22 protein-coding genes and 1 pseudogene are annotated in these 23,328 nt (G+C 36.1%); 7 read left to right on the forward strand and 16 right to left on the reverse strand.

From position 1 onward, the window contains the following. Positions 1-283: 283 nt before the first annotated feature. Entirely contained in the window at positions 284-526 is a 243-nt protein-coding gene (locus H9650_RS07850; RefSeq protein ID WP_144539868.1) for a hypothetical protein, read from the reverse strand. Between the two features lie 296 nt (positions 527-822). Between H9650_RS07850 and H9650_RS07855 the strand changes: the two genes are divergently transcribed. Together H9650_RS07855 and H9650_RS20425 are read left to right on the forward strand one after the other, a co-directional pair. Further along, complete coding sequence (locus tag H9650_RS07855; RefSeq protein WP_144539870.1) at positions 823-1,092, forward strand: translation initiation factor 2; 270 nt, start codon at positions 823-825, stop codon at positions 1,090-1,092. Between the two features lie 164 nt (positions 1,093-1,256). Further along, a pseudogene (locus H9650_RS20425) lies at positions 1,257-1,529 on the forward strand (hypothetical protein). 362 nt (positions 1,530-1,891) lie between these two features. Here H9650_RS20425 and H9650_RS07860 read toward each other — a convergent pair. Then, positions 1,892-2,722 (reverse strand): STAS domain-containing protein, encoded by an 831-nt coding sequence (locus H9650_RS07860; protein WP_191696939.1) that lies wholly within the window; start codon positions 2,720-2,722, stop codon positions 1,892-1,894. 351 nt (positions 2,723-3,073) lie between these two features. On the opposite strand from H9650_RS07860, the gene H9650_RS07865 reads away from it, so the two are divergent. Beyond that, positions 3,074-3,778 carry a DUF421 domain-containing protein gene (locus H9650_RS07865; RefSeq protein ID WP_154311563.1) on the forward strand — a complete coding sequence of 235 codons (705 nt, stop codon included), beginning with the start codon at positions 3,074-3,076 and terminating at the stop codon, positions 3,776-3,778. A gap of 140 nt (positions 3,779-3,918) precedes the next feature. Here the strand turns inward: H9650_RS07865 and H9650_RS07870 are convergent, their stop codons facing one another. The 9 genes from H9650_RS07870 to H9650_RS07910 form a co-directional block, all read right to left on the reverse strand. After that, on the reverse strand, positions 3,919-4,896 hold the full coding sequence (locus tag H9650_RS07870) for a peptide ABC transporter permease (protein ID WP_191696940.1): 978 nt from the start codon (positions 4,894-4,896) through the stop codon (positions 3,919-3,921). A gap of 47 nt (positions 4,897-4,943) precedes the next feature. Continuing rightward, on the reverse strand, positions 4,944-5,759 hold the full coding sequence (locus H9650_RS07875) for an ABC transporter permease subunit (RefSeq protein ID WP_191696941.1): 816 nt from the start codon (positions 5,757-5,759) through the stop codon (positions 4,944-4,946). A gap of 227 nt (positions 5,760-5,986) precedes the next feature. After that, positions 5,987-8,176, reverse strand: coding sequence for a DNA topoisomerase III (locus H9650_RS07880; protein WP_154311566.1), 2,190 nt, complete (start codon positions 8,174-8,176; stop codon positions 5,987-5,989). A gap of 375 nt (positions 8,177-8,551) precedes the next feature. Beyond that, positions 8,552-8,992, reverse strand: a complete 441-nt coding sequence (locus tag H9650_RS07885; RefSeq protein ID WP_154311568.1) for an NUDIX hydrolase — start codon at positions 8,990-8,992, stop codon at positions 8,552-8,554. A gap of 83 nt (positions 8,993-9,075) precedes the next feature. Further along, on the reverse strand, positions 9,076-10,077 hold the full coding sequence (locus H9650_RS07890; protein WP_154311570.1) for an SPFH domain-containing protein: 1,002 nt from the start codon (positions 10,075-10,077) through the stop codon (positions 9,076-9,078). 37 nt (positions 10,078-10,114) lie between these two features. Continuing rightward, positions 10,115-10,891: a TPM domain-containing protein gene (locus tag H9650_RS07895; RefSeq protein ID WP_154311572.1), complete on the reverse strand. Its 777-nt coding sequence runs from the start codon at positions 10,889-10,891 to the stop codon at positions 10,115-10,117. Continuing rightward, positions 10,885-11,913 (reverse strand): TFIIB-type zinc ribbon-containing protein, encoded by a 1,029-nt coding sequence (locus H9650_RS07900; RefSeq protein WP_151111435.1) that lies wholly within the window; start codon positions 11,911-11,913, stop codon positions 10,885-10,887. Before H9650_RS07900 ends, H9650_RS07895 begins: the two co-directional genes overlap by 7 nt. Before the next feature lie 71 nt (positions 11,914-11,984). Next, positions 11,985-12,704, reverse strand: a complete 720-nt coding sequence (locus H9650_RS07905; protein ID WP_191696942.1) for a PspA/IM30 family protein — start codon at positions 12,702-12,704, stop codon at positions 11,985-11,987. A gap of 296 nt (positions 12,705-13,000) precedes the next feature. Beyond that, positions 13,001-13,759, reverse strand: a complete 759-nt coding sequence (locus tag H9650_RS07910; RefSeq protein WP_191696943.1) for an SDR family oxidoreductase — start codon at positions 13,757-13,759, stop codon at positions 13,001-13,003. 153 nt (positions 13,760-13,912) lie between these two features. Here H9650_RS07910 and H9650_RS07915 point away from each other — a divergent pair, with 153 nt between their 5' ends. Further along, entirely contained in the window at positions 13,913-14,503 is a 591-nt protein-coding gene (locus tag H9650_RS07915; protein ID WP_144539890.1) for a TetR/AcrR family transcriptional regulator, read from the forward strand. A 387-nt stretch (positions 14,504-14,890) separates the two neighbouring features. Here H9650_RS07915 and H9650_RS07920 read toward each other — a convergent pair whose 3' ends face one another. The 5 genes from H9650_RS07920 to H9650_RS07940 all read right to left on the reverse strand — a co-directional run bounded on the left by H9650_RS07920 (position 14,891) and on the right by H9650_RS07940 (position 20,141). Continuing rightward, a complete protein-coding gene (locus H9650_RS07920) occupies positions 14,891-16,189 on the reverse strand; it encodes an arsenic transporter (RefSeq protein WP_191696944.1) in 1,299 nt (432 codons plus the stop codon). Between the two features lie 147 nt (positions 16,190-16,336). Beyond that, on the reverse strand, positions 16,337-17,647 hold the full coding sequence (locus H9650_RS07925; RefSeq protein WP_191696945.1) for a DUF4179 domain-containing protein: 1,311 nt from the start codon (positions 17,645-17,647) through the stop codon (positions 16,337-16,339). Then, positions 17,640-18,158 carry a sigma-70 family RNA polymerase sigma factor gene (locus H9650_RS07930; RefSeq protein WP_144539896.1) on the reverse strand — a complete coding sequence of 173 codons (519 nt, stop codon included), beginning with the start codon at positions 18,156-18,158 and terminating at the stop codon, positions 17,640-17,642. Before H9650_RS07930 ends, H9650_RS07925 begins: the two co-directional genes overlap by 8 nt. A gap of 431 nt (positions 18,159-18,589) precedes the next feature. Further along, positions 18,590-19,156 carry an NADPH-dependent FMN reductase gene (locus H9650_RS07935; RefSeq protein WP_144539898.1) on the reverse strand — a complete coding sequence of 189 codons (567 nt, stop codon included), beginning with the start codon at positions 19,154-19,156 and terminating at the stop codon, positions 18,590-18,592. 229 nt (positions 19,157-19,385) lie between these two features. Next, positions 19,386-20,141: an NAD-dependent epimerase/dehydratase family protein gene (locus H9650_RS07940; RefSeq protein ID WP_151111447.1), complete on the reverse strand. Its 756-nt coding sequence runs from the start codon at positions 20,139-20,141 to the stop codon at positions 19,386-19,388. Positions 20,142-20,253: 112 nt separating this feature from the next. Here H9650_RS07940 and H9650_RS07945 point away from each other — a divergent pair, with 112 nt between their 5' ends. The 3 genes from H9650_RS07945 to H9650_RS07955 all read left to right on the forward strand — a co-directional run bounded on the left by H9650_RS07945 (position 20,254) and on the right by H9650_RS07955 (position 23,256). Further along, entirely contained in the window at positions 20,254-21,258 is a 1,005-nt protein-coding gene (locus tag H9650_RS07945; RefSeq protein ID WP_144539902.1) for a hypothetical protein, read from the forward strand. 47 nt (positions 21,259-21,305) lie between these two features. Then, positions 21,306-21,488: an SE1832 family protein gene (locus H9650_RS07950; protein ID WP_144539904.1), complete on the forward strand. Its 183-nt coding sequence runs from the start codon at positions 21,306-21,308 to the stop codon at positions 21,486-21,488. 205 nt (positions 21,489-21,693) lie between these two features. Next, the gene (locus tag H9650_RS07955; RefSeq protein WP_151111451.1) at positions 21,694-23,256 is read left to right on the forward strand and encodes an ABC-F family ATP-binding cassette domain-containing protein; all 1,563 of its coding nucleotides are present in this window, start codon (positions 21,694-21,696) and stop codon (positions 23,254-23,256) included. The last annotated feature ends 72 nt before the right edge of the window (positions 23,257-23,328 follow it).

The raw sequence follows: 23,328 nt of genomic DNA on the forward strand, positions 1-23,328 counted from the left end.
TATACTCAGGGACATTGTAATAATAACAATTTTATGAACTTCCTCATAATCACAATAACCCCCAAAGGAAATCGGGGGCATTTTGGGTGGACAAACAGATAAGGTTTATACGAATTGTTTATTTGATTATGTCTTAGCCTCTAGTGTTAAGAGTAAATGTATTTTTACAATAATTTGTTCTTAAAAATTCCAAATACTAACAAATGAGAAATTTCCTCGCTCTCATCTCCGTCATGAGGACCTAAGATTGAATGGTCCTTTTTATTTTTCTTAAAAGCCACAACTATAATGATTTAAGCTCCTTAATGATGCAGTCTAGTTTTTTTTCTATTTGGGATAGTTGACTTTTTTGATCACTCATAATTTTCTTTTCGGAGTGTTCTTCCTCTAACATTTCTTGTAGGGATATTCCTTCTCCAATCGTCCCAATAAGTAGACCTAGTGTTTCGAAAGCAGAACCTAAGAACTCCAATGTTGGGCCTAAGTTAGGCTGCTCAATGAATTTTTCGTTGTTTTTGGAATGCATATCTTGTCTAACATCCTTTGGCTGTCTTTTGTCTAGAATATGCCAACATAAGAGTGTTGGTTATTTTGTGGAGAACAACAACGATATTACTTTCTTTACAGAGGCACACCTTCTCTACATTGAATATAGAGAGGCAATTTAAATGCTGTTGTAGACCACTAGCGGGAACATATTTAATATGCTATTTAGGACCTTTTTTCTTAGGGTCTAAATAAAAACGCCCTTGCTTGTTTGAATGGCTTGAATAACATGTGATAAAGCATAATTGCTAATAATATAGACAAGGAAGCATGTTAATGAATAATAAGAATGATTTACAAAATGATTCAAGTTCAGAATCAACGGATCTTCTAGTAGCTAAATTAGCACTTTTCGGAGCTACACTTACTACAATAGGAGATGGAATAGCAGCTTTAGCAGCAGGTATTGCACTTAAAGGATTAGAAAATACAAATAATCAAAAATCCTGTGAGCAGTCAAATCAATCGGCTCAAATAGAACAAATGCAAAAACAAATTAATGAATTAACAAGAAAGTTAGATAAAATTGAGCGTAGTAAGAGATAAAAAATTGTCTCTTACTTTTTACTTTCTGTTTTATACATAAGCCTCCGTTTAGCCTTTATCCAATTGTATGGCATTTATATTTTTACCTTTTTTATACTATAAAGAGTATGAATCACTTTTTTTTAGGTAAATCTATACCTAACTGAAATAAATTGAGGTGTGATATGAATTTTCCTTTAATACATACAAATTTTTGGGATGCTGTAATAGCTATACCTGTAATCATAATTATCACTCAAATAATCAAAATTCTTTTTCGCGTACAAGCCAAAAATGTCCCTTTCATAGCCTTGATCTAAGGCCTTATTATTTCTGTCTTTATCAGCCATCGTCATCATATTGTTGCGGGCCTTTTTATGGGTTGGTTTTATGGTTATGCAGCTATAGGGAATTATTCAGCTTTAAAAGTATCGTTAAGGGCATATAGGAAAAAGTAATATATCAAACTGAAATATTGAACATTTTATACACCCATACCATATATACCAAACAACAATCATTCATATAAGATACTTTTAAATTTTCTATGAGCTATATATTTCTAGTGCACTAAAATCATATCATTTATTTTAATTTTCACTTAATTATCCACAACTGTGGTAAAGTTGTTGATAATTCCTTAATCCACTCCACTTTTACATTCGCTTCGAACTTTAGGAATGCTCATGTCTTCTATTTAAACTCTCTTTTTATCAGTTACAATTGACTCTATAAATTAGTTCCTCCTTCTAATATTATTTCCTCTTCCATTTTATATAAAATAAAAAACGCTCCTAATAGGAACGTTCTTTGACTTAAATTATCTATGTTTCCTCATAGCCTGTTCAATGCTAGAATGTGTCTCTACACCTTTAAAATCAATTCCTAATTGTATGGTTGTTTGTGCAATACTAGGGCGAACCCCTGAAAGTGAGGTACTCACTCCAATTAACTTTAGTGCACTGATCATTTGAAATAATTGTTGTGCAACCATAGTATCCACAACCGGAACGCCTAACAAATCAATATATAAGTGTTTGATTTTCATATCCGCACATTGTTGAAGTGATTGCTCTAAAATTACTTTAGCCCTATTTGTATCTACTTCCCCAATTAGTGGTAGCAATGCGGAGTCAGCCGTTAATTTAATAACTGGTGCACTTAATTCAATAATCATCTCTTGTTGGGATTTCAATCTTATTTGAGATTGCTCTATAAACTCTTTAGTAAACTTAAGAATAATATCATTGATTGTAGACAAAATAGCGGTACTAAATTCAATTATCTGTTTGTCACTTAGTTCGTTCTCATATTTTGATACAAATTCCTCTAATAATTCTAAATAAAGATATTGTTGATGAAAAAATTCCCCTATTATTTCCGTAAGGGGGGTACGTTGATGACCATTGTCATTGACTATTACTTCGATAAAGTCATCAAAACTTTTTAGACCTTCTTCACTAGAATTGTTAAACAACTCTACAAATTTCTCATGGAATAGATGGTTCTGCTCTTTAAGCAATTGTATTTCCTCTTGATTATTAGTACTATAAATTCCATTTAGATCTTTGTTAAGATTCTCGTACCATTTTTCTGTTAGATCCCATGTTTTACTTTTAAGAAAATTATAAAATTTTTCATTACTGACCATTTAATTTTCCTACTTCCGTTAATGATTCAATCTTGTAAAACAATTTTTTGTACCAATATTTTGATAGTAACATAGATTTTTTTTATTTCCAATATTATAATTTTTATCCAATATGATATAGCGATTGTACAACTAAGCTTCTAACTATCAAATAAATAGGACATACTCTCAATCGAAACTTTACTATCTTTCCATATTTAATAAAGCATTATATGAAGTAAGCTATTCCTTTTCCTCTATCGAATATTTTACCACTTGGCTACTTTTTCTTCTTGTTTAGAACAAACACATAATCATAATTATAAAGGAGACAATAAGAACAAACATAAAGCGATAAAGGATGTATCAAATGTGGACTTCTTTCATTCCCAAGAATCACTTACAGCAATTCAATGGATTCTAAGAGCGGTTGTTGCTTTCTTCTTTTTACTCTTTGCGACAAAAGTTATGGGCCAGCGTTCAATTTCACAGTTAAGATTGCTCGACTTTGCTATGGCAATATCTATCGGTAATATTATCGCTCACCCCTTGTCTGATGAAGGTTTAGGAATGAAGGGGTCCATGATTACCATGTCTGCTTTAGTTATTTTATATACACTCGGTGTCTCATTAAGCCTAAAGTGGACTCTGTTTCGCCATTTTATAGACCACCCTCCCATTCCACTTATTAAAAACGGAAAGATTGTTGATGCAAACTTACGTAAGGCAAGAATTTCTCTTGAGTTTCTTCTATCAGAATTAAGAAAAGAAAAGATAGAAGATGTACAAAAAGTCGCTTGTGCTTTATGGGAGCCAGACGGTTCTATTTCTAGTTTTTTATACCCTCAACACCAAACTCCTACTCGAGCAGATATGAATATAGTTCCTGAAGCCGTCCCTCTTCCTTCTGTCCTTATTAAAGAAGGGAAAATTAACTACGATGTATTAAACAAAACAAATCATAGTAAGGAGTGGCTAATAAATAAAGTCGAGTCAGCATATAACGTGGACATAAGTAATGTCTTATTAGCCACAATCGACCAGAAGGATACCTTTCAAGCATTTTTATATAAATAGAGAATTTTAACTAAAGGCCATCAGTTTAGCGAAATACAGGAATGAGTGAAGAGGGAACACACTTTTAGAATTTGGTTATTAAAAAGCTTTGAAACGTTGAAGTACAACGTTTCAAAGCTTTTTTAACCACTTGAAAACAATCAAGTAGACTTCTCCTTGACCAACTGAAATGGTTCAAGGCTTTCAATTTGTTTAACCGATTTGTAATCAGCCACACTAACAATCTGTTCTTCTGATGAAAGAACAGTCTGCAAACCATTTAATATAGATTTAGCCGCTAAGATTAATATTGTTAACAAAACAATAGGTACTAAAGAAATCCACGGGTAAGATGTCCAAAGAAAACTCCACCACATCCCTAACGTACCTGCCCATTCACTAGTTGGAGAAATTGGCTTAGAATATCCAAACAAATCATCTTTGAAGGCTATTCCTCCAATAAATATACTTAAAACACCTAAGTGAGCCATGAGAATGAGCGATTGTATAAACTCCCTGATAAAGATTATATATAATTGTGGCATTAAAAACGGTTTAATGTGATTTGTAATAATGCGCCAAGATCTTGCTCCTAACGTTCGAGAGCATTCAATAAATTCCATTTTGTTTATTAATTGCACTTCATTAGCTATTAGTATGGAATTGGTTGGAATAAAAACAATGGATACAACTAAAATATAGAGCATTACTAGATCCCAATAAGAGTTGGTTGCCTCCATCATCAATATCCCTTGAAAACTAACCCAATTTAAAATCAAAAATGCGAACAAAGTAATTGGAAAATAATTAATAGTATCTGCAAGATATTTAATTGGAGTCTTAATCTTTTGAAGATAAAAATGAATGATAAACCCAAAGAATATGGAGGGAACGACTCTAATAATTGAAATAACTATTCCTGCGAATATAGTGTATTTGGCCCCAACGATCATTACAACTACAATGTTTCTTCCGAAATTATCAGTCCCTAAAGGTGGATATGCTTTACCACTATAAGGTGCTCGTATAGGTTTCCCGCTACTATCAAGCAACAATCCTACCGTAGGTATTCGATCTTGATAAATAAGAAAATACAATATACTTATTGATAATAATCCACTAATTATACTAAAACCCAAAAGGAACTGCTTATTTTTAAAAACTCTTTTCATTATATTCACTTATATCACCATTCCAATCTTTGACCAGTTTGCTTATAGATAATTTTCGTGACAAGTGTATATAAAATGAAAATTGGTATATAAATCATAATTAGCGTAAAGGCAATTATGTCAGGGTTGGGATATGCAATAATAAATGAAAATACCCCATTTATATTAAATAATTTTTCAAAAACTACCATAGAAGATAACAGTATTAAAATAATGGATTTGCTATGAATAATAATGTTAGGAGCAATATTTCTTAGAACATGCGAAAAGAATAATTCGGAACTGTTAAATCCTTTACTTTTAGCTAAAAGTATATAAGTTTTCTCCAACTCTTCATTTGCCAAATAAAGAATGACTTTAAAAACCATAACAGCAGGGATTAATGACAAAGAAATCATTGGTAAAAAGTACGTTTTATTTTGAGAAGTTCCAGCAGTTGAAAAAAGTAAAGTACCTGTCCGTTTATAATAAAACAGCACTGCTAACTGAATAATTATAATAATGAGTAAGTCCGGCAATGATTCTAATAGTGAAACTATTTTTACGATAAATTGATTACTTTTTTGGGGTAATAGTATAGTCAAATAAGTTATAAAAATCCCAATGACTATAGATATTAATAATGCCGTAAGAAATAAAATCATAGAATAGAAATAGTTATCCCAAAAATCAATAAAAATGGAGTACTCAAAACCGGTTGGTCCAATAAACACTATATTTTGGGGACTAGTCAATCCTTGAATGATTTGAATGATGTTATCCAAATACATACCAATGTTTAACTGAATACCCTTTGTAAACAATCCTACAAATGCACTTAGAAGAATCAAACCGAAGACAACTCAAAAAAAGCGCAAAATAGATTCTAATATATGTTTCAAATAGTCCCCCCCTTCCTCCTTGTTAAATACAATGTACACTATATGGCATTTTACTTGTATTAAAATTTTGAATTTAAAGTAATTTCATACTATATATTCCACAGAAATTGTAGAACTTTATTTAATAATTATAAAAGATGGGTTGGTCAAAATATGACACAACCCATCTTCTATAATTATTTATCAAATTTTATACCTTTTAATAAATCCGCAAAAGCATTATTAATCGGTTCTTCTTCTTTATTTTGCTTTTTCAAATACTGCTGTACCGATTTTTTATCAACTTTACCGCCACCTTCTTTTTTACGGCGGGCCTCAAATGCAGATAATTTCTCACGATAGCCACACTTACATACGAAAATTTGTCCTTCCCCTTCACCACGAAGCTCTAACTTTTTCTTACATTGCGGGCAGCGAGCGTTCGTCACACGTGCCACATTCTTACGGTGACCACATTCACGATCTTGGCAGACAAGCATTTTACCTTTTTTGCCGTTAACTTCAAGCATCGGTTTTCCACAGTCAGGGCAAGATTTAGTGGATATGTTATCGTGTTTATATTTCTTATTACTGCTTTTTATATCAGAAACGATTTCTTTCGTATATTTCTTCATTTCAGCAATGAATATTTCTTTTTTTAGTTTGCCGTTAGCTATAGCCTCTAGCTTTTGTTCCCATTCCCCTGTTAGTGTAGGGGATTTTAATTCTTCAGGTACTAAATCAAGTAATTGTCGACCTTTGGAAGTAATGTGAATATCTTTACCACGCTTCTCAATTAAAAATGAATTAAATAGCTTATCGATGATGTCGGCACGTGTTGCAACCGTACCTAATCCGCCTGTGGACTTTAACGTGTCTGCGAGCTGTTTATTCTGCATTTCCATATACTTCGTAGGGTTTTCCATTGCTGTTAATAAAGTTGCTTCATTAAAGCGTGCAGGTGGCTTTGTTTGGCCAGAGGTTTGAGCGATCAACTTGACGTTTAACGAATCGCCCTTTTCGATTCTTGGTAAAATCTGTTCTTTTAAATCATCCGTTGACTCATCTTCAAAGTGATTTTGATAGACCTCTTTCCAACCACTTGTTAGAATTGTTTTTCCTCTAGCAACAAAGTTCTCATCACCGATTTTCGCACGCAACGTTAATTGTTCGTACTCAAATGCTGGGAATAGAACAGATAGGAAACGTTTAACAACTAAATCATAAATTTTGCGTTCTTTATCATTAAAGGCAGAGAAATTTACATAACCTTCCGTTGGTATAATAGCATGGTGATCTGAAACCTTGCTGTCATCTACAAATGATTTAGAAGCTTTTATCGACTTGTTCAAGATTTTGTTGGCTAACGGTCTATATTCTCCTACTGCGCAAGCTTTTAAACGTTCCGGAAGGGTGCTAACAATATCAGATGAGATGAAGCGTGAATCTGTACGAGGATAAGTTAATACTTTGTGTTGCTCATACAGCTTTTGCATGATATTCAATGTTTCTTTTGCAGAGTAACCAAAAATTTTATTTGCATCACGTTGTAACTCGGTTAAATCATATAGACCAGGAGCAAACGATTTCTTATGCTTTTTCTCAACTTCCGTTACTATAGCGTTTCCTTTACCAATCTTTTTCACGATATCATCAATTTTTTCTTTTTCAAAGCTACGACCATTTCCTTTAGAATCTTGCCAAGTAAGCTTTAAATTGTCTACTGTTTGCGCTTCAATTCCATAGTAAGTCTGAGCCTTGAAATGTTTTATTTCATCTTCACGCTTTGCAATAATAGCCACTACTGGAGTCTGAACTCGTCCACAATTTAGCTGTGCATTGAATTTTGTAGATAGCGCACGGCTGGCATTAAGACCAATATACCAATCTGCCTCAGAACGAGCTACAGCAGATGAATAGAGGTTTTCATACGCTTTGCCAGGCTTTAAGTTTGCAAAGCCATCTTTAATCGCTTTATCAGTTACAGAAGAAATCCATAGGCGTTTAATCGGCTTATTTACTTTCGCTTTTGCAATAATCCAGCGAGCAACTAATTCGCCTTCTCGACCTGCGTCAGTAGCTATAATAATTTCATTGATATCGCCACGCGTTAGCTGCGATTTTACAGCATTATATTGTTTACCTGATTGTTTTATCACAGTCAGTTTAAGGTTTTCTGGTAACATCGGTAAATCTTCTAAATTCCACGTTTTATATTTAACATCATAGCTTTCTGGATCTGCTAATGTTACTAGGTGTCCTAGTGCCCATGTAACTACATAATCTTTGCCCTCTATATATCCATTTCCTTTTTTATCACATTTAAGTACCCGTGCAATATCTCTTGCAACAGATGGTTTTTCTGCTAATACTAAGCGTTTTGCCATTCATAACATCCTTTCGTAAATCCCTATGATTAATATATCATAGGTTTCCGTTAGATTCAGTTAGCACGCCAAGATGTTGCCTAACTGTTCTTAATAAGAGAAGCTCATGCTGAAGCTAGACAAATAATTATTAAAAAAATGTATAATTGTTTCCACTCTCCGCGGTCACTTTCCGTGCGGTGAGAACGATTAATCAACCCCATCGCTTGAGCGTCATTTGTGATGTCTTATCTCTCTCACTCATCACGCTGGAGACGCCACCTCTATCCAATTAGCCAAGTAATATATCTTCCTATCTTATAGTCTCATTTTGAAGTTAACTCTATATTAAGAAACCTAAATTATTCCCTACTATTCCTTTCTTTTGCAGATACACTAGTATTTATGAGCTACTTCGCCTCTATTAAAATATGGAACCAAAATCTGTTGGCTAAATAATCCTTCTAGTTTCGCAGGGATATGTATAAACTTTTCAGCTGAAGCTACATCCATCCACACAATCTCCTCTATTTCATCTGGACGCGAAAGAACCAAATCTCCACCTATACGTTTCCCTTTAAAGGTGATAAAAATAGAATGCTGTTTTACATTTTCAATAAAGGCTTCATTTACAAAGATAATTCCCTCTATCGCGATATCTATGCCTGTCTCTTCTTTAGTTTCTCGAATCGCTGCTTCCTGTAGAGTTTCTCCTTTTTCTACTCTTCCTCCTGGAAGTGTATAGTAAGAGCCATGACCCCCTTTGTTTTTAACCATTAAAACCTGCTTACCACTTTCATCAAAAAGAAGTATATAAACAACCTTTACATTTTCCACACTTTTCTCCCCTTTCCTTACTCCATCAAAATGAAAGGATAATCAGCCTATACAGGTTGATTATCCTTTGTTTAAATTTTTACTTATACTAGCTTCTGTCCACAATTTGGGCAGAAGTTTGCACCAGTTGTTTTTTGTCCACAGTTCGGACAGAAGTTCGGCATTTGACCACCGCCGGCATTACTACTGCTTGGTTGGTTAGTTTGGGAAGAAGCCTGGCTTTGACTTTGATTTGGATTACTCTGGTTCATGTTTTTCATCATTTCATTTGCCATATTCATGCCCATCATCATTCCCGCCATATCCGAGGCTGCTCCTGATCCAGAAAGCTTTCCTGAAGCCATCGCATCCGTAACAGAAACCTGTTGGTATTTGGAGAGATCTCCGATCATCCCATGGGATGCATTCTTTGTGATCATATCTTGGATTTCCTTTGGATAATTGAAGCTCATAATATTGAACCCAGTGATTTTCATACCCATATCCATGATTTGCATATCTAGATCATCCTTAATACCCCCAGCTATATCTGAGGCATTTGCCTGTAGGTTGAACATATCCTTACCTTCGCGGCTTATCCATTTCATCAATAGCTGATCCAAAACAGAAGTAATACGAATCTTTACGTCATCCACAAGATAGCTTGTGCGCACGCCTGCAACCTTATCGATTAGTCCCACATAGTCATTAACTTTAAAATTAAATGTACCATTCGCACGAATTGGCATTCCTCCAGGTAGCTGAGGTGTTGGGATATTAATAGGGTTCTGAGTTCCCCACTTTACGGTAAATTCCTTCGTATTAACGAAAAGCACCTCAACACGCATCCCGCTGTTAAAACCGAATCTAAATCCTTTTAAAGTGGAAAGAAAAGGTACGATTTGAGACTCAATATCATACTCGCCATCATCCTCAAAAATCCCTTCGATGCGTCCACCATTAAAAAACACAGCATCCTGGCCAGGTCGGATGATTAGCTTGCTTCCTTTCTTAATTTCTTCATTGTTCCATTTCCAGAAAATCATATCTTCTCTAAATTCTCGCCATTCCACTACATCTGAAAATTGATTTCTAAAAAAAGACATTATCTCATTCCCTTCATGATTAAGTAAATTGAAAGCCTTAGAATTTTCCGCTACTTCCGCTAAATGATCTACCACCGCTTGTTACTCCGCCACCACTGCTTCCTCCACCACTATTGTTGTTAGTTGGCTTCTTTATTTTGGAAACCGTTTGATTGACGAAGACATCACGTTTACTAGTTACTCTTGAATTGTTCGCTTCGAAATAGGTCTGACTATTCACTGTTACCCTACCACCAGAGTTAAATGCCATAATACCAACAATTATACCTCCAAGTGCTAGAGATGCACCAACCTGGAACCACCATTTGAAAAGGATACTTTCAGGATTTACACCAGGTCTATATTCCATATATTTATCCGAGGTAATAATAAATTCACGAAATGCTTCATAGTAGTTTCCAGCAGATAAAGCGGGCTTGATTTTATCTCTGAGTAGGTCCATTCTTTCGTCATCAAGATATTCCTCTGCCTTATCGAAGCCCCTTAGCGTAACGTCTCTATTAATCATATCTATACCGACTAAGGCTGCACTTCCATTGTGCTTTCGATAGCCAATTCCTGTACTATCTGCAAAATCTTCCACGTAAGTCTCAATACCTTTATCATCTGCACCATTTGTCGTAAGAAATACAAAGTCTGTTTCGTTTTTCTCGCTATATTCTGAAGACAGTATCTCTAATGCTTCTACTTCACTTGCAGATAAAATACCTGCATCATCAAAAACGCGTTGCTTTGTATCGGCTGCTTGTGTTAGTCCTAAGGGAAATAATAATAGGAATAGTGTAAGGAGTAAAATCGAATGTTTTTTCACCATAGAACACCACCAATTGCGAAGGAAATACCCTTCAAAATGATAAAGGATGCTGCAGCAATACCACTAAACCATCCAGCAACCTTACCCATGCTAAGTGGTGGCTTTCCAACAACTTTCCCTGTCTGTCCATTCATTGCAAAGATGTGCTCCTTATTGCCAAAGTCATAATAAACCATCCAAACTGGTAAAAGTACGTAATGCGCCTTCTTCTTGTTTGTATCAATTTGTTTATTTTTGTATTGAACGGAGGAGTAACCAGCAATTGTCGAGCTAATATAACTGTCTATGTATGGCTGCACCTTCGTTTTTACTCGTGTGAGCAATTCCTGATCTGTAAAATTGTATTTCTCGGCAATATAACCAGCTAGATAAGGTGTTTTGAAATCCTTCAGGCTGTTATAATCATATGGCTCAAGTTTATCCATTAGCTCATCATCTAGCTTTTCTGAGGCATCAACTGGCACCTTTACATAGCTTAAATCAATATCTCGGTAGACATCATAGAACTTTGTTTCCGTATAGATATAATCCCCTCTTGTATAGGTTCTAACCTGTGTGCCAACAGCGTCAACCTTTGCCTTGCTATCCAAGTCATACAGCCAGAAGGGTACGTAAATACCAGTAATTCCTTTTACCCTATCGGCAGTCATAAACCCCGAGGGAGTCAAACGGCCGTTTTTGCACCACTTCCGAAAGGCTTCCATCGCTTGCTCTTTGTTTATGGTGAAAGGAATAACTTTAGCAGGAGCTAAGTCACCGGACAATCTATCCCCCAAAACCACAGCTGCACCACAAAAGCTGCAGTTAGTCGCTGTCGTATCCGCATCAGTAATTATGACTGCACCACAGTTATTACAATTGTATTGCTTAGCCTCATCCTCTTCAAAAGTGGTTGTGATGAACTCATCTGAGAAACTCTCTATATTGTCCTTTCTCCCACAGCTGTTACAGGATAGCATACCCGAGGTACTATCAAACTCCATATCTGATCCACAGTTAGGACATTTATATTGGATAACCATTATTCCCTTCCTCTACTTTTTTGTATTTTTAAATCAGGCTGTAGCAATTGCTACAGCCTTGTATATTTTTTCTATTCTTTTTTTGTTTGTAGCTGTTCCTTTAAAGCTGCCAGCTCGTCGTCAACGTTTAATTGAGCTTTCAATGCAGAAAGTTCATTTTCTACATCCTTGTCTGTATCATACTTAGAGGCAAGATTTTCTATATCTTCTCCTATACCTTTATTTAGCTCGGCCATTGCATTTGCTTCATCCAGCTCCTGGTTAATTTTAGCCTCCATCTTATCGAAGGCAGACATTGAGCGACTCGCTCCTCCCATAGAAGAGGTAAATTCATTGACCTTCTTCTGTGTCTTAGCAACAGACGCTTTTCCCTTAAGGATAGATCTTCTAGATTCCAGTTCTCCCATATCAGCGACAAGCTTGTCATGCATTTGTCTCATTTGTACTGTATTAGCGGAAGCTAACTCTTTTGCCGTTTTTAAGTCTGTTTCCTTCGCTGTATATTCAGCCTTTTTGTTCAGGAATTTTCTTGCATCCTCTTCATTACCAGCCTCTAATGCTTTAACTGCATACTTTTGCATGCTTACAATGTCCGTTTGGCACTCCTCTAGCTCACGTGTCGCCCGTTTTTCAGCAGCCATAATTGTAGCCGTTTCGGATTTTACCTTCCCAAGATCTCTATTTAGGTCGCGCAAGTATTGGTCGATCATTTTTTCTGGATCCTCTGCCTTATCTAATAACGCATTAATATTGCTTGACATAATATCGCGGAATCTTCTTAAAATTTCCATTACACACTCTCCCTTATTCTAGCTTTATATTTTAACTGTTGGATATAACTCTTGCCTATGCAAGGAAATTCCGTTTGTTGTATGCAAGCTGTAAATATCAAAATGAATAGTCACTTAGCATACATAAAGAGTTTTTAACGCTACTTTGAGTTACATCTTTTATACGAGAAGATGCCATCAAAAGTTTCACTCTATTTTTCCATTCCCTTTTCTAGAAAAAAGTAACCGCATGTTGTAAGGCACCAAAAAACCACCAAAGTTAAAGTAACTTCAGTGGTTTACATTTTTAGTAGCTATTAATAAGTAGTCCAACCGCCATCAGCTGCAACAACTACACCATTGATAAAGCTAGCGTCTTCTGATCCTAAGAAAATAGCAAGTTTTGCAATTTCCTCTGGCTGTCCAGCACGTGGGTTTAACCCCATACCTAGTTGTTGTTTTCCAACTCCATATTGACTGATGTTAGTCATAGTAGATGAAATGTTCGTAACTACTGCACCTGGTGCGATTCCGTTACAACGAATTCCTTTATCAGCAAACATGAATGCTGTGTTTTTTGTTAAACCTACAACTGCATGCTTAGAAGCTGTATATGCAGCTCCTGCACGCCCTCCATACAGACCACCAGCGGAAATATTGTTTACGATTACACCGCTGCCTTGTTTTAAGAAAAGGTCAGTTGCTAAACGCATTGTTTTCATAGTTGCAGTAGTATTTACTGCAAATACCATATCCCAGCGTGCATCTGAAATTTCATTTACCGGCTCCATACCGTCCATGATTCCAGCGTTATTTACTAAAATATCTAACTTACCGTAAGTTTTAACTGTTTCATCAAATAAGCGAGTAAGATCTTCATCTTTTGTTACATTTGTGTCAATTGCAAATGCAGTTCCACCATTTGCAGTGATTGCTTCTGCAACCGCTTTCGCGCCATCTAAATTCATATCTGATACGACAACTTTTGCGCCCTCTGCTGCATAGCCTTCAGCGATTGCTTTACCCATACCTGATGCTGCTCCAGTAACTATAGCTACTTTGTCTTGTAATTTCATTATAATTGCCTCCTTTTTAGGATACTCTATTGAACACCTGTTCATTTAAAATTATACGTTATATAATAGCTTCATACAAACAACACAAAATCCAAAACTGTATATTATAGAACAAATTTTAAGAAATTGTTTATTAACATTTGGAGGAAAATAATGAAAACTGATTTACGTATTTTAAAAACACAGGAAAGCCTGCGAAACGCATTACTAGAGCTTTTGAAAAACAAACCGTTAGAGTCCATTAATATTACGGAGCTTTGTCGTCTCGCAAAAATAAACAGAGGCACCTTCTACCTTCACTATCAAAATGTTCATGGAGTTTTTGAAAGCTACTTCGAGGAAATTATCGATGATTTGAGGAAATCTTATGAAGAACCCTATCATCAAACCAATTTTAATATCCAAAATTTGAAATCAGACATGATTATTATTTTTCATCACGTGAAAAGATACGAAGGGTTTTATCACATCATTTTTGATGAGACCAATCCTATAAGATACTATTACAAGCTTTTTCACGCTATACGCAAGATGATGAAGGATCTTACCATGAATTCCATCGACTATCTTCCTGAAGAACAAATGGAGTATTTTGTTAGCTATCAAACTAACGCAATTATGGGTATTTTAGTGGAGTGGCATAGCAATCAATTTTCTACATCTCCAGATGAGCTAAATGAGTATCTCTATAACTTCTCCAACCTACTCAAATGGTTTCCTGATCAACAAGGCGATGTGGAATAATAAATACTCCTATATTTTATCCGGCTTTTTTTCTTCTATTCACTACATAAGGAGAGTCTTATTAAGTTAGTTTTAATTTAAACACTTATTTGACCTGGTATCGCTGATTAAATTGGCATCATTTTGCTTACCGGTCAGAAATCTGTGCTATGCGGTCATAAAATTTTCTATCCGGTCATAAATCTGCTCTATCCGGTCATAAATTTTTTTATACGGTCATAAACCTCCGCTATCCGGTCATAAAGTGAAGTTTGTTCAATAGAGTAAACTTTTTTAGTCAATTTCGGGTGCTAATTATGCTCCAACGACTCATCTTGGAATATTTCTTAACATTTTAAACATAAGTACATACATAAAAACGTCTGAGCAACGAACTCAGACGTTTTTTTATAAAATGACCAGTAGCCAAATATATAGGCCCACTAATGTTATAAAAAGTGTTGGTACAGTAAGAACTATTCCAACTTTAAAGTATGTACTCCAGGAAACCTTTACTCCTTTACGAGACAGGACATGCAGCCAAATCAATGTTGCAAGTGAACCGATTGGAGTGATTTTCGGTCCTAAATCCGATCCTATAACGTTCGCATAAATGAGTGCCTCACGCATAATCCCAGTTGTGGACGTTTCCGCAATGGCTAATGCATCAATCATGACCGTTGGAAGATTATTCATCACCGAGGAAAGAATAGCTGCGATAAAGCCCATGGAAATAGTTCCGACAAACAGACCATTGTCTGAAGCGGATTGGATTACATCTGCCAAGATAGAAGTCATGCCAACATTCTGTAGTCCATAGACAACTACATACATTCCAATCGAAAAGAATACGATGTTCCATGGTGCTCCCCTCACAATTATACCTGTTTCAATAGAAGGACTTCTTCTTGCCATCAGCAAAAAGAATATCGCTATAATTCCTACTACAAAGGAAACTGGTACCCCAATAAACTCACTAGAGAGGTAACCTATCAACAAAATAGCTAAGACATACCAAGAGAGCTTGAACATTCTCAAATCTCTAACTGCATCCATCGGCTCCTTTAAGTCAGCGGTATCATAATTCCTTGGAATACTTTTTCGGAAGAATAAATAAAGCACGACTACACTAGCTACCAATGAAAACAGGTTGGGCACGATCATTCGGGAAGCATATTCTACAAACCCAATACCGAAAAAATCAGCGGAAACAATGTTTACTAGATTGCTTATGATAAATGGAAGCGAGGTAGTATCTGCGATAAATCCACTTGCCATGATAAATGGGAATACCATTTTTTCATTGAAGTTTAAGTTACGTACCATAGCCAACACGATTGGTGTTAAAATTAGGGCTGCTCCGTCATTTGCAAATAACGCTGAGACCACAGCACCTAATACAGTTACAAAGATAAACATGCGTACTCCATTTCCCTTTGCAGCTCTTGCTACATGGAGTGCAGACCATTCAAAAAAACCAACCTCATCTAAGATTAAGGAAATAATAATAATCCCTATGAAGGCCAGAGTTGCATTCCAGACAATGCTTGTTACATCAAGTACGTCCTGAAAATCGACCACTCCTACTAAAAGGGCTGCTAATGCTCCTCCACAGGCAGACCAGCCAATCGACAAATTTCTAGGCTGTAAAATAACAAGCGCGAGCGTGATGATAAAAATAATAATTGCCAATACAGTTGAAACCACAAAAAGCCCTCCACTACTACCAATACTCAAATAATACTACTATAAAGGGTTGTTTGAATTTAGTAAATAGAAGCTGTGGAGTTTTGTTAAAGTATGTATCCATGCTAAAAACGAGAATACTGATTTAACAGTACTCTCGCCTTTTGTCTACTTTATCTGAATGGATGCTGACCCCTTTAAATAATTTGGATAAGCATCAAAAGGTAGCTTCACTGGATTCATAATATTTCCTTCAAGTTGTATACTGGCATATTGGTATTCCTCATCCTGCCAGCTTGACTGATATGGTATATCTACGTACTCTCCATTCGCATTCTCTCCTCGAGAAAATAAGGAATAAGTATGATTTTCCTTAATAGGTTTATATTCCAGTTCCAAACCTCCTGAAAGAATTTTCGTAACTTTTATTTTTTCAAAGGAGGGTTGTTCTAAAATTTCCTTTTTACTAAAATCGACTAAAAGGTAGCTTTCCTTCTTCGGTAGTGCCTGCACTTTATCAAACTTTAAGTATAGCTCCTTTGGCTCTTTAAAATAGTTACTTTGTAGAAAGAAGGTTTTCTCTAAATCTCCTAATCCCCCAAAGCCAGAAGAGCCATTTCGTATAGAACTCCAGACCTCACCTTTCTCATCCTCTAATCGGATATCTTCAAATTGGAGAAGCACCATATCATTTCCCTCATCAAAGCGCATGGTAAGTGCTACACGAAGTGGATAAATTTTCACTTCTTCTACAAAAACTTTTTGACCATCTATTACTACTTCTTCGTTTACCTCGAATACTTTACCGTTCATTAGGTCATTTTTAATCGTAAATGGAATTTCGAAGGACGTTAAATCTTCTCTACCCTCTTTGACTTCAAACTTAATAGTAAAATCCTTCGTTTTAAATTTTTCTATATCAACAAAGGTAAAACTAAACTTGTCTGTTTTTCGATTATCATCTTCCTGATTGGGAGAATTATACGCTATGGAGCCCACCAATTCTCTATCTCCATTCAAAAATTTTATATCTCCATAGTCTATATTTTTTATAGACCTTGGTGCTTCGAGTGTATAGAAAATTTCTGCTCCAGTCTCATCTATAATTACTCCATCTAATGTAAAGGTAATATTATTCCTCGTTTGACTGATAGCAATTGGCTCATAGTATTCATTTTCGATAATTGCTTCCAAGCCTTTATCGAACTCCGGCTGAAGTATATGCACAAATCGTTCCAAACCCGGTATGGATGCAACTGCACTTGCAAAAGCAGGAGAAACACGTATGGAAGTCGTAAAAGCCAGCATGAGTACAGCTGCCACTCCAAGAGTCCAAATTGTTTTTCTGCGTTTACGCCTTTTTGCCTTTGCTTTTTGAAGGCCTTCTTGAATCGCACTGTTTACCAATTCATCAGGAATCGAGACCTCGTCTAAACGTTTCTTCGATTCGTTTATCATTTCTTCCTCTCTCTCAAACATGATCAGCACCTCCTTTCTCCGATAAAAAATTTCTCAATGACTTTAGAGCTTTATTGAGCCGAGACTTTACCGTTCCTTCAGGAATATTCTCTATTTTTGCTATTTCCTTAATTTTAGAGTCTTGATAGTATTTCATATGAATGAGTTGCTGTTCCTTCTCCGACAGGGATGAAATTGCTTCATCTATTTCTAAATAAGAGCTGTTTTCGTCATATCTCAGTTCTTGAAGTACCTCCCCTGATATAAAGCGCCTATTTTTCTTTAACTGAGTTTGACAGTAATTGATCATGATTCTGACTAGCCAAGTTTTTATATATTTTGGTTCATTTACTGTATGAATTTTTTGATAGGCTCTAAATGTTACTTCCTGCATTGCTTCTATCGCCTCGTGCTCATTTTTCAGAAAAGCATAAGCCGTTCGATAGAGAGCAGCTTTATGTACCTGCATTAATTGCAAAAAAGCCTGCTCATCTCTTTGTATTGCTTTCTTTGCAATTTCTAACTCTTCCACATGGACACCCCTTTTTGGCTTACTGATATACATTAGACACCCGAACAAAGAAAAAGTTCATTGAAAATAAAATTTTTACAAATAGAAACTCGATACTGCAAGTACACAAAAAGACTATAAACAAACTTCAAATTTCTTTGAGTTTGTTTATAGTCTGAGTTCGCGCTTTCGCCTAAGAAGAAATTATGAGCTTATTTCACCCAACGGTCATAAATTTTTCTATCCGGTCGTAAATTCGAGCTATCCGGTCATAAATATTTTTATCCGGTTATAAATCACTGCTATCCGGTCATAAAATGAATTTTTTTCAATAGTTAGCTCAGCTGGGGATTTGATTAAGCTACAATAATTTTTTATTCATTTGTTTAACCCAAGGTCATCAATTTGAGCTGTCCAGTCATAATTTCACATGGACGATACGGAAAGACGTTTTAATTAATACGAATCGTTGCCTCTTTTGTTAGGTTTTGACTCATGTCAGCATATAAAACAAACACGCGAGCAAGCTCTTTCAAACGAACATGGACATCTTTATCAATAATTTTATTATTTTCATCGAAGTGGCTTGTTTGAGTGTAAACGTAGTTTGGAGTAACTAAGCATTTAAAGTAGTCAAGTATTGGCTTTAGTTGGTTTTCTACTACTAGATGATGTTGGAAAGTCCCACCATTAGCAACAATGGAAACCGGCTTGTAACGCATCGATTTTGGATGCAAGAAGTCGAAAGTATTTTTTAATACGCCTGGAATAGACCCTTGAAAGATAGGCGTAGCAAAAATAAACCCGTCTGCCTGATCGAATTTGCTGACCAATAGCTTCATATCATCGTTATATTGCTGAAATGGTCGACCGTCTACAAATTGATGCTCATAGTTAGAAAGCTTAATGATTTCCAAAGTGTAGTCTTTATTTAATTCTTCTATATAGTCTTTCACTTGTTCTAATAACACACCTGTTTTCGTCCCGATAATTGTTCCGTCTACCAATAGAATTTTCACCTTAACAGAACCTCCTTTTTTCGCTCTTTATTATATCAAAAAAATAGCCCCATTTTAGTAGAAAAGTTCCTGTTTGATGAAGTTCATCCTTTTGACTGAGAAAGCTTGTTTCCTTTTTTCTTCTGGGCAATTCCCAGTATTAACCCGTCTAAAAGCGGGATAAACATAGATTAATGCAGTATATGCACTTTTTGCATGAACGACAATTACATATTTACCTCTATATCCCCTACTCCTGTTTTTCCTTTTCTACAAAGAGACCCTCTCTTTTCTCCCAGTTAAATAGCTCTTCTCTAGATATAGGCTGATCTTCTGTTGTCTCTATTGGTCTAGCATTTATAATATCTATATTTTGATATATATTTACTTTGCTTTTCTTTCCATAAAGCGCATAGTGATACATCGCATAAGCTAGCTGTCTCCCATGAATCGCTCTCATTTTTTTTAAGGGACCAACAAACACTGGATTTAGTGCTTTAAATAACCCTTCGGAAACACGTTCTCCCAGTCTAAATTCCTCTCTCCCGCCAATTATCAAGGATGGTTTAAAAATAGAGAGACTCGGCATATTGAGCTCTATTAGCTCTTCCTCTAATCGTCCCTTCACCTGACTGTAGAAAAAAGGAGATTTTTTGTTTGAACCAACTGCAGAGATGACATAAAAATTAGGTATCCCTCTTTTTTTCGCTAAGGAAGCAATTTGAAGAGGATACTCTAAATCTACTTTTTGAAAATTTTCTTTTGTTTTTGCTTTTTTTATCGTTGTTCCTAAGCAGCAAAATAAATCATCCGCGATTTCTAAATCCTCTTCCTCTAGTCGATTAAAATCCTTTATTTTTACGTCTAGCTTTAGATGATCGTATTCCGGCTTTCTCCTTGTAATAATAGACACTGCTGCATATTCTTCACTCTCACATAATTGCTTTACTAAAAACTGACCCGTAAACCCGGTCGCTCCCACAACTATAGCCGTTCGCTTTGCCATTTTTATACCCCCTTCTTAATGCAAGACTGCACCTTTCCTGAATGTATTGTCATATACCCCTGTCCTTTTCCATACAATAGAAAGAATATGTCGGAAAGGAAGATGATGAAACTTGAAACTAGCTTACCTATTAAACACATTGCCTCATCGAGGATTATATCCTGCCGATCGTGCAAACAGTCTGATTTCTGCAATGAAGGCGAAGGAAAATAAAGTTTTTGTGCCTGCTTCTAATACAAGCCTGATTAACTACTTAGAAAAACAGCAGATTAAGCCCTGTTTGTATAAAACGAATGCTCAATTAGTGGCAGAAATGGATTCCTTCCAACCGGATTGCATTATTCATGATAGCGGCAATTCCGAGAAGGATCTTATTAAAAGACTAAAAAGGGATAACCGTTCCCTTATCCATTTTGATGATCATGGAGATGGTGGTATGCTTGCAGACATCGTCTTTCAAGCACTCTATGAAACTCCTAAAGAGATTTCAAAGGAAAACTACGTTTATGGGCCAATCGGCTATATACCAGTACACAAGATTGTTTATAAAAATAATAACATGCCGGACCTTCCCCCGCATATAGTGGTAGCTTTTCCACATGAAGACCCTGAAAATTTAACGTACCGTACACTAAGACATCTTGTTCAGCTTCATATTCCATTACGCATTAGCGTTCTTGTGAATGACCAATACAAGCACGATGTGACTGAGCTAAAGCGTTTCGCGCTTACGCGAAAATCCATTGGCATTATAAAAACCAATGAACCAGAAATTTATATTCCCTTAAGCGACATCGTTATAAGCTCTGGATCCTATGTCCCTTATTTGGTTTCACAATTTAATGTTCCTTGTATAATCCTATGCGCACATGAAGAAGAGGTTAACTATGGGTTCCCTACAGAAAAACATGGCTTCGCTAACCTCGGTCTAGGAAGAAAAATTAAACAATCCTATCTGCAAAATGCTGTTATGGAGATCATTCTTCATGAAAATCGTAAAAATGCTTATAAGTACAAACAAAAGCAGCTTGATTTTAGCAACCATTTAGAAGAAGTTGTTGGACTTATAGAGCAAGTTATAGTCTCAAAAAAAGAGGAAGAAGAAATTGCGCATTAAGTTAATATTTATGCTACAATGAAGCAAAAAGCTGAAGGTGAACATTCATGACAAAACAACAGCTACAAGCACAAATTGCTGAGTTGAAAATGGACTATATTCGATTACAAGGCGACATGGAAAAGCTTGAATCTAACGGACATCCTACTCAAGTAGAAAATGCTGAACGTAGACTAGCCAAAATGGAAGAAGACCTTGCAGAACTAAACAAACAGCTCGCTGAACTGTAAAACGTATTTTTTCTGTTTGCAGACGGGAGAAATAGAATATGTAAAATCCGTCCCTCGATGGGTTGATTTCATAACTATTCCTGTCTGTAACTTCTGTAGAGCATATACAGAAAAAAATATCTTTGCGATGCATTTTTGAGCAGAGATACAGAAAAGATTATTGTTTTATTCGTTTGCGAGCTTTCTTTTTGGAGGAAAAAATCATATGTTAAACGTAGTAAATTTAGGACATACATTCGGAGATCGCACATTATTTAAAGAGGTTTCTTTTCGCTTAGTTGAAGGTGAGCATGTAGGACTTGTAGGGGCAAACGGTGTTGGAAAATCAACGTTGATGAGCATTTTAACTGGAGAAATTATATATGACGAAGGTAGAGTAGAATGGCTGCCTGGTACTCATTATGGATACTTGGATCAGCATACACGTTTACAGCCAGGTCGTTCTATGTTCGATACACTTCGTGATGCGTTCTTACCTCTTTATAAAAAAGAGGAAGAGCTGAATGAGATTATTGGAAAAATGGGCGATGCCACGCCTGAGGAATTAGAAGTATTGCTTGAACAAATGGCAGAAATTCAAGACGCATTAGATGCTGGTGACTTCTATTCATTAGATATGAAGATAGAAGAGGTAGCTAGAGGACTTGGTTTAGATGCAATTGGATTAGATCGCCCAGTTGAGGCACTATCTGGGGGTCAGCGTACAAAGGTTTTACTTGCCAAGCTTTTATTGGAAAAGCCAAAGGTTCTTTTACTAGATGAGCCTACCAACTATTTAGATGAAGAGCATGTTAACTGGTTATCCAACTATCTAAAAAACTATCCACATGCATTTCTATTGATCTCCCATGATACAGAATTCATGAATGGAATTGTAGATGTCATTTTCCATTTAGAATTTTCGAAGCTTACACGCTACACTGCTTCCTATGAGAAATTTTTAGAGCTTGCGGAGCTAAATAAAAGACAGCATCTTGATGCTTATGAAAAACAACAGGATTTCATAAAAAAACAAGAGGAATTCATAGCAAAAAACAAAGCACGATACTCAACAACGGGACGAGCTAAATCTCGCCAAAAACAATTGGATCGTATTGAGCGCATTGACCGTCCGGAGACAGCAGCAAAGCCAGAGTTTGGCTTTAAGGAGTCTCGTAGCTCTGGGCGTTATGTAATTGAAGCGGAGCATTTAGAGATTGGTTACGACAAGCCACTTCTTCCACCTTTAACGTTTACGATTGAGCGTGGAGAAAAAATTGCCCTTGTCGGGATGAACGGAATTGGTAAATCTACCTTGCTAAAAACGATACTTGGGAAAATCCCTCCTATTGGTGGTAAAGTGATCCGCGGCGATTTCTTATTCCCTTCTTACTTTGAACAGGAAGTAAAAGCTGGTAACATTACACCAATTGAGTCTGTGTGGGAAACGTATCCAAGCATGGAGCAAAGTCAGGTTCGAGCAGCCTTAGCACGCACTGGCCTGAAAAGTGAGCACATTACTCGTCCCCTTTCCAGTTTAAGTGGTGGTGAGCAAGCGAAGGTCCGTTTATGTAAGCTGATGATGGAAGAAAGTAATTGGCTAATTTTTGACGAACCGACCAACCATTTAGATATCCATGCAAAAGAAGAATTAAAACGTGCGATGAAAGAATTTAAGGGCACGATTGTCCTTGTCAGCCATGAGCCTGAATTTTATGAAGGCTTAGTTACAAAAGTTTGGAATGTAGAAGAGTGGTTCTCTACAGGAAAAGAAATTATTGAAGAGTAAGATTTTGACCTGATAGATATAAAAAGCTGATCGTGAGAGGTATCACGATCAGCTTTTTTGCATATTGTTTTT

It is taken from the genome of Psychrobacillus faecigallinarum, from assembly GCF_014836595.1.
Taxonomy (GTDB): Bacteria; Bacillota; Bacilli; order Bacillales_A; family Planococcaceae; genus Psychrobacillus; species Psychrobacillus faecigallinarum.

What these genes read in the sequence shown, in the direction of transcription:
- H9650_RS07905 (WP_191696942.1), bottom strand. Translation starts at nt 12,704, where the DNA reads ATGGAAATTTTAAGAAGATTCCGCGATATTATGTCAAGCAATATTAAT.
- H9650_RS07855 (WP_144539870.1), top strand. Translation starts at nt 823, where the DNA reads ATGAATAATAAGAATGATTTACAAAATGATTCAAGTTCAGAATCAACG.
- H9650_RS07880 (WP_154311566.1), bottom strand. Translation starts at nt 8,176, where the DNA reads ATGGCAAAACGCTTAGTATTAGCAGAAAAACCATCTGTTGCAAGAGAT.
- H9650_RS07895 (WP_154311572.1), bottom strand. Translation starts at nt 10,891, where the DNA reads ATGGTGAAAAAACATTCGATTTTACTCCTTACACTATTCCTATTATTA.
- H9650_RS07890 (WP_154311570.1), bottom strand. Translation starts at nt 10,077, where the DNA reads ATGTCTTTTTTTAGAAATCAATTTTCAGATGTAGTGGAATGGCGAGAA.
- H9650_RS07955 (WP_151111451.1), top strand. Translation starts at nt 21,694, where the DNA reads ATGTTAAACGTAGTAAATTTAGGACATACATTCGGAGATCGCACATTA.
- H9650_RS07860 (WP_191696939.1), bottom strand. Translation starts at nt 2,722, where the DNA reads ATGGTCAGTAATGAAAAATTTTATAATTTTCTTAAAAGTAAAACATGG.
- H9650_RS07850 (WP_144539868.1), bottom strand. Translation starts at nt 526, where the DNA reads ATGCATTCCAAAAACAACGAAAAATTCATTGAGCAGCCTAACTTAGGC.
- H9650_RS07900 (WP_151111435.1), bottom strand. Translation starts at nt 11,913, where the DNA reads ATGGTTATCCAATATAAATGTCCTAACTGTGGATCAGATATGGAGTTT.
- H9650_RS07915 (WP_144539890.1), top strand. Translation starts at nt 13,913, where the DNA reads ATGAAAACTGATTTACGTATTTTAAAAACACAGGAAAGCCTGCGAAAC.
- H9650_RS07950 (WP_144539904.1), top strand. Translation starts at nt 21,306, where the DNA reads ATGACAAAACAACAGCTACAAGCACAAATTGCTGAGTTGAAAATGGAC.
- H9650_RS07940 (WP_151111447.1), bottom strand. Translation starts at nt 20,141, where the DNA reads ATGGCAAAGCGAACGGCTATAGTTGTGGGAGCGACCGGGTTTACGGGT.
- H9650_RS07910 (WP_191696943.1), bottom strand. Translation starts at nt 13,759, where the DNA reads ATGAAATTACAAGACAAAGTAGCTATAGTTACTGGAGCAGCATCAGGT.
- H9650_RS07925 (WP_191696945.1), bottom strand. Translation starts at nt 17,647, where the DNA reads ATGTTTGAGAGAGAGGAAGAAATGATAAACGAATCGAAGAAACGTTTA.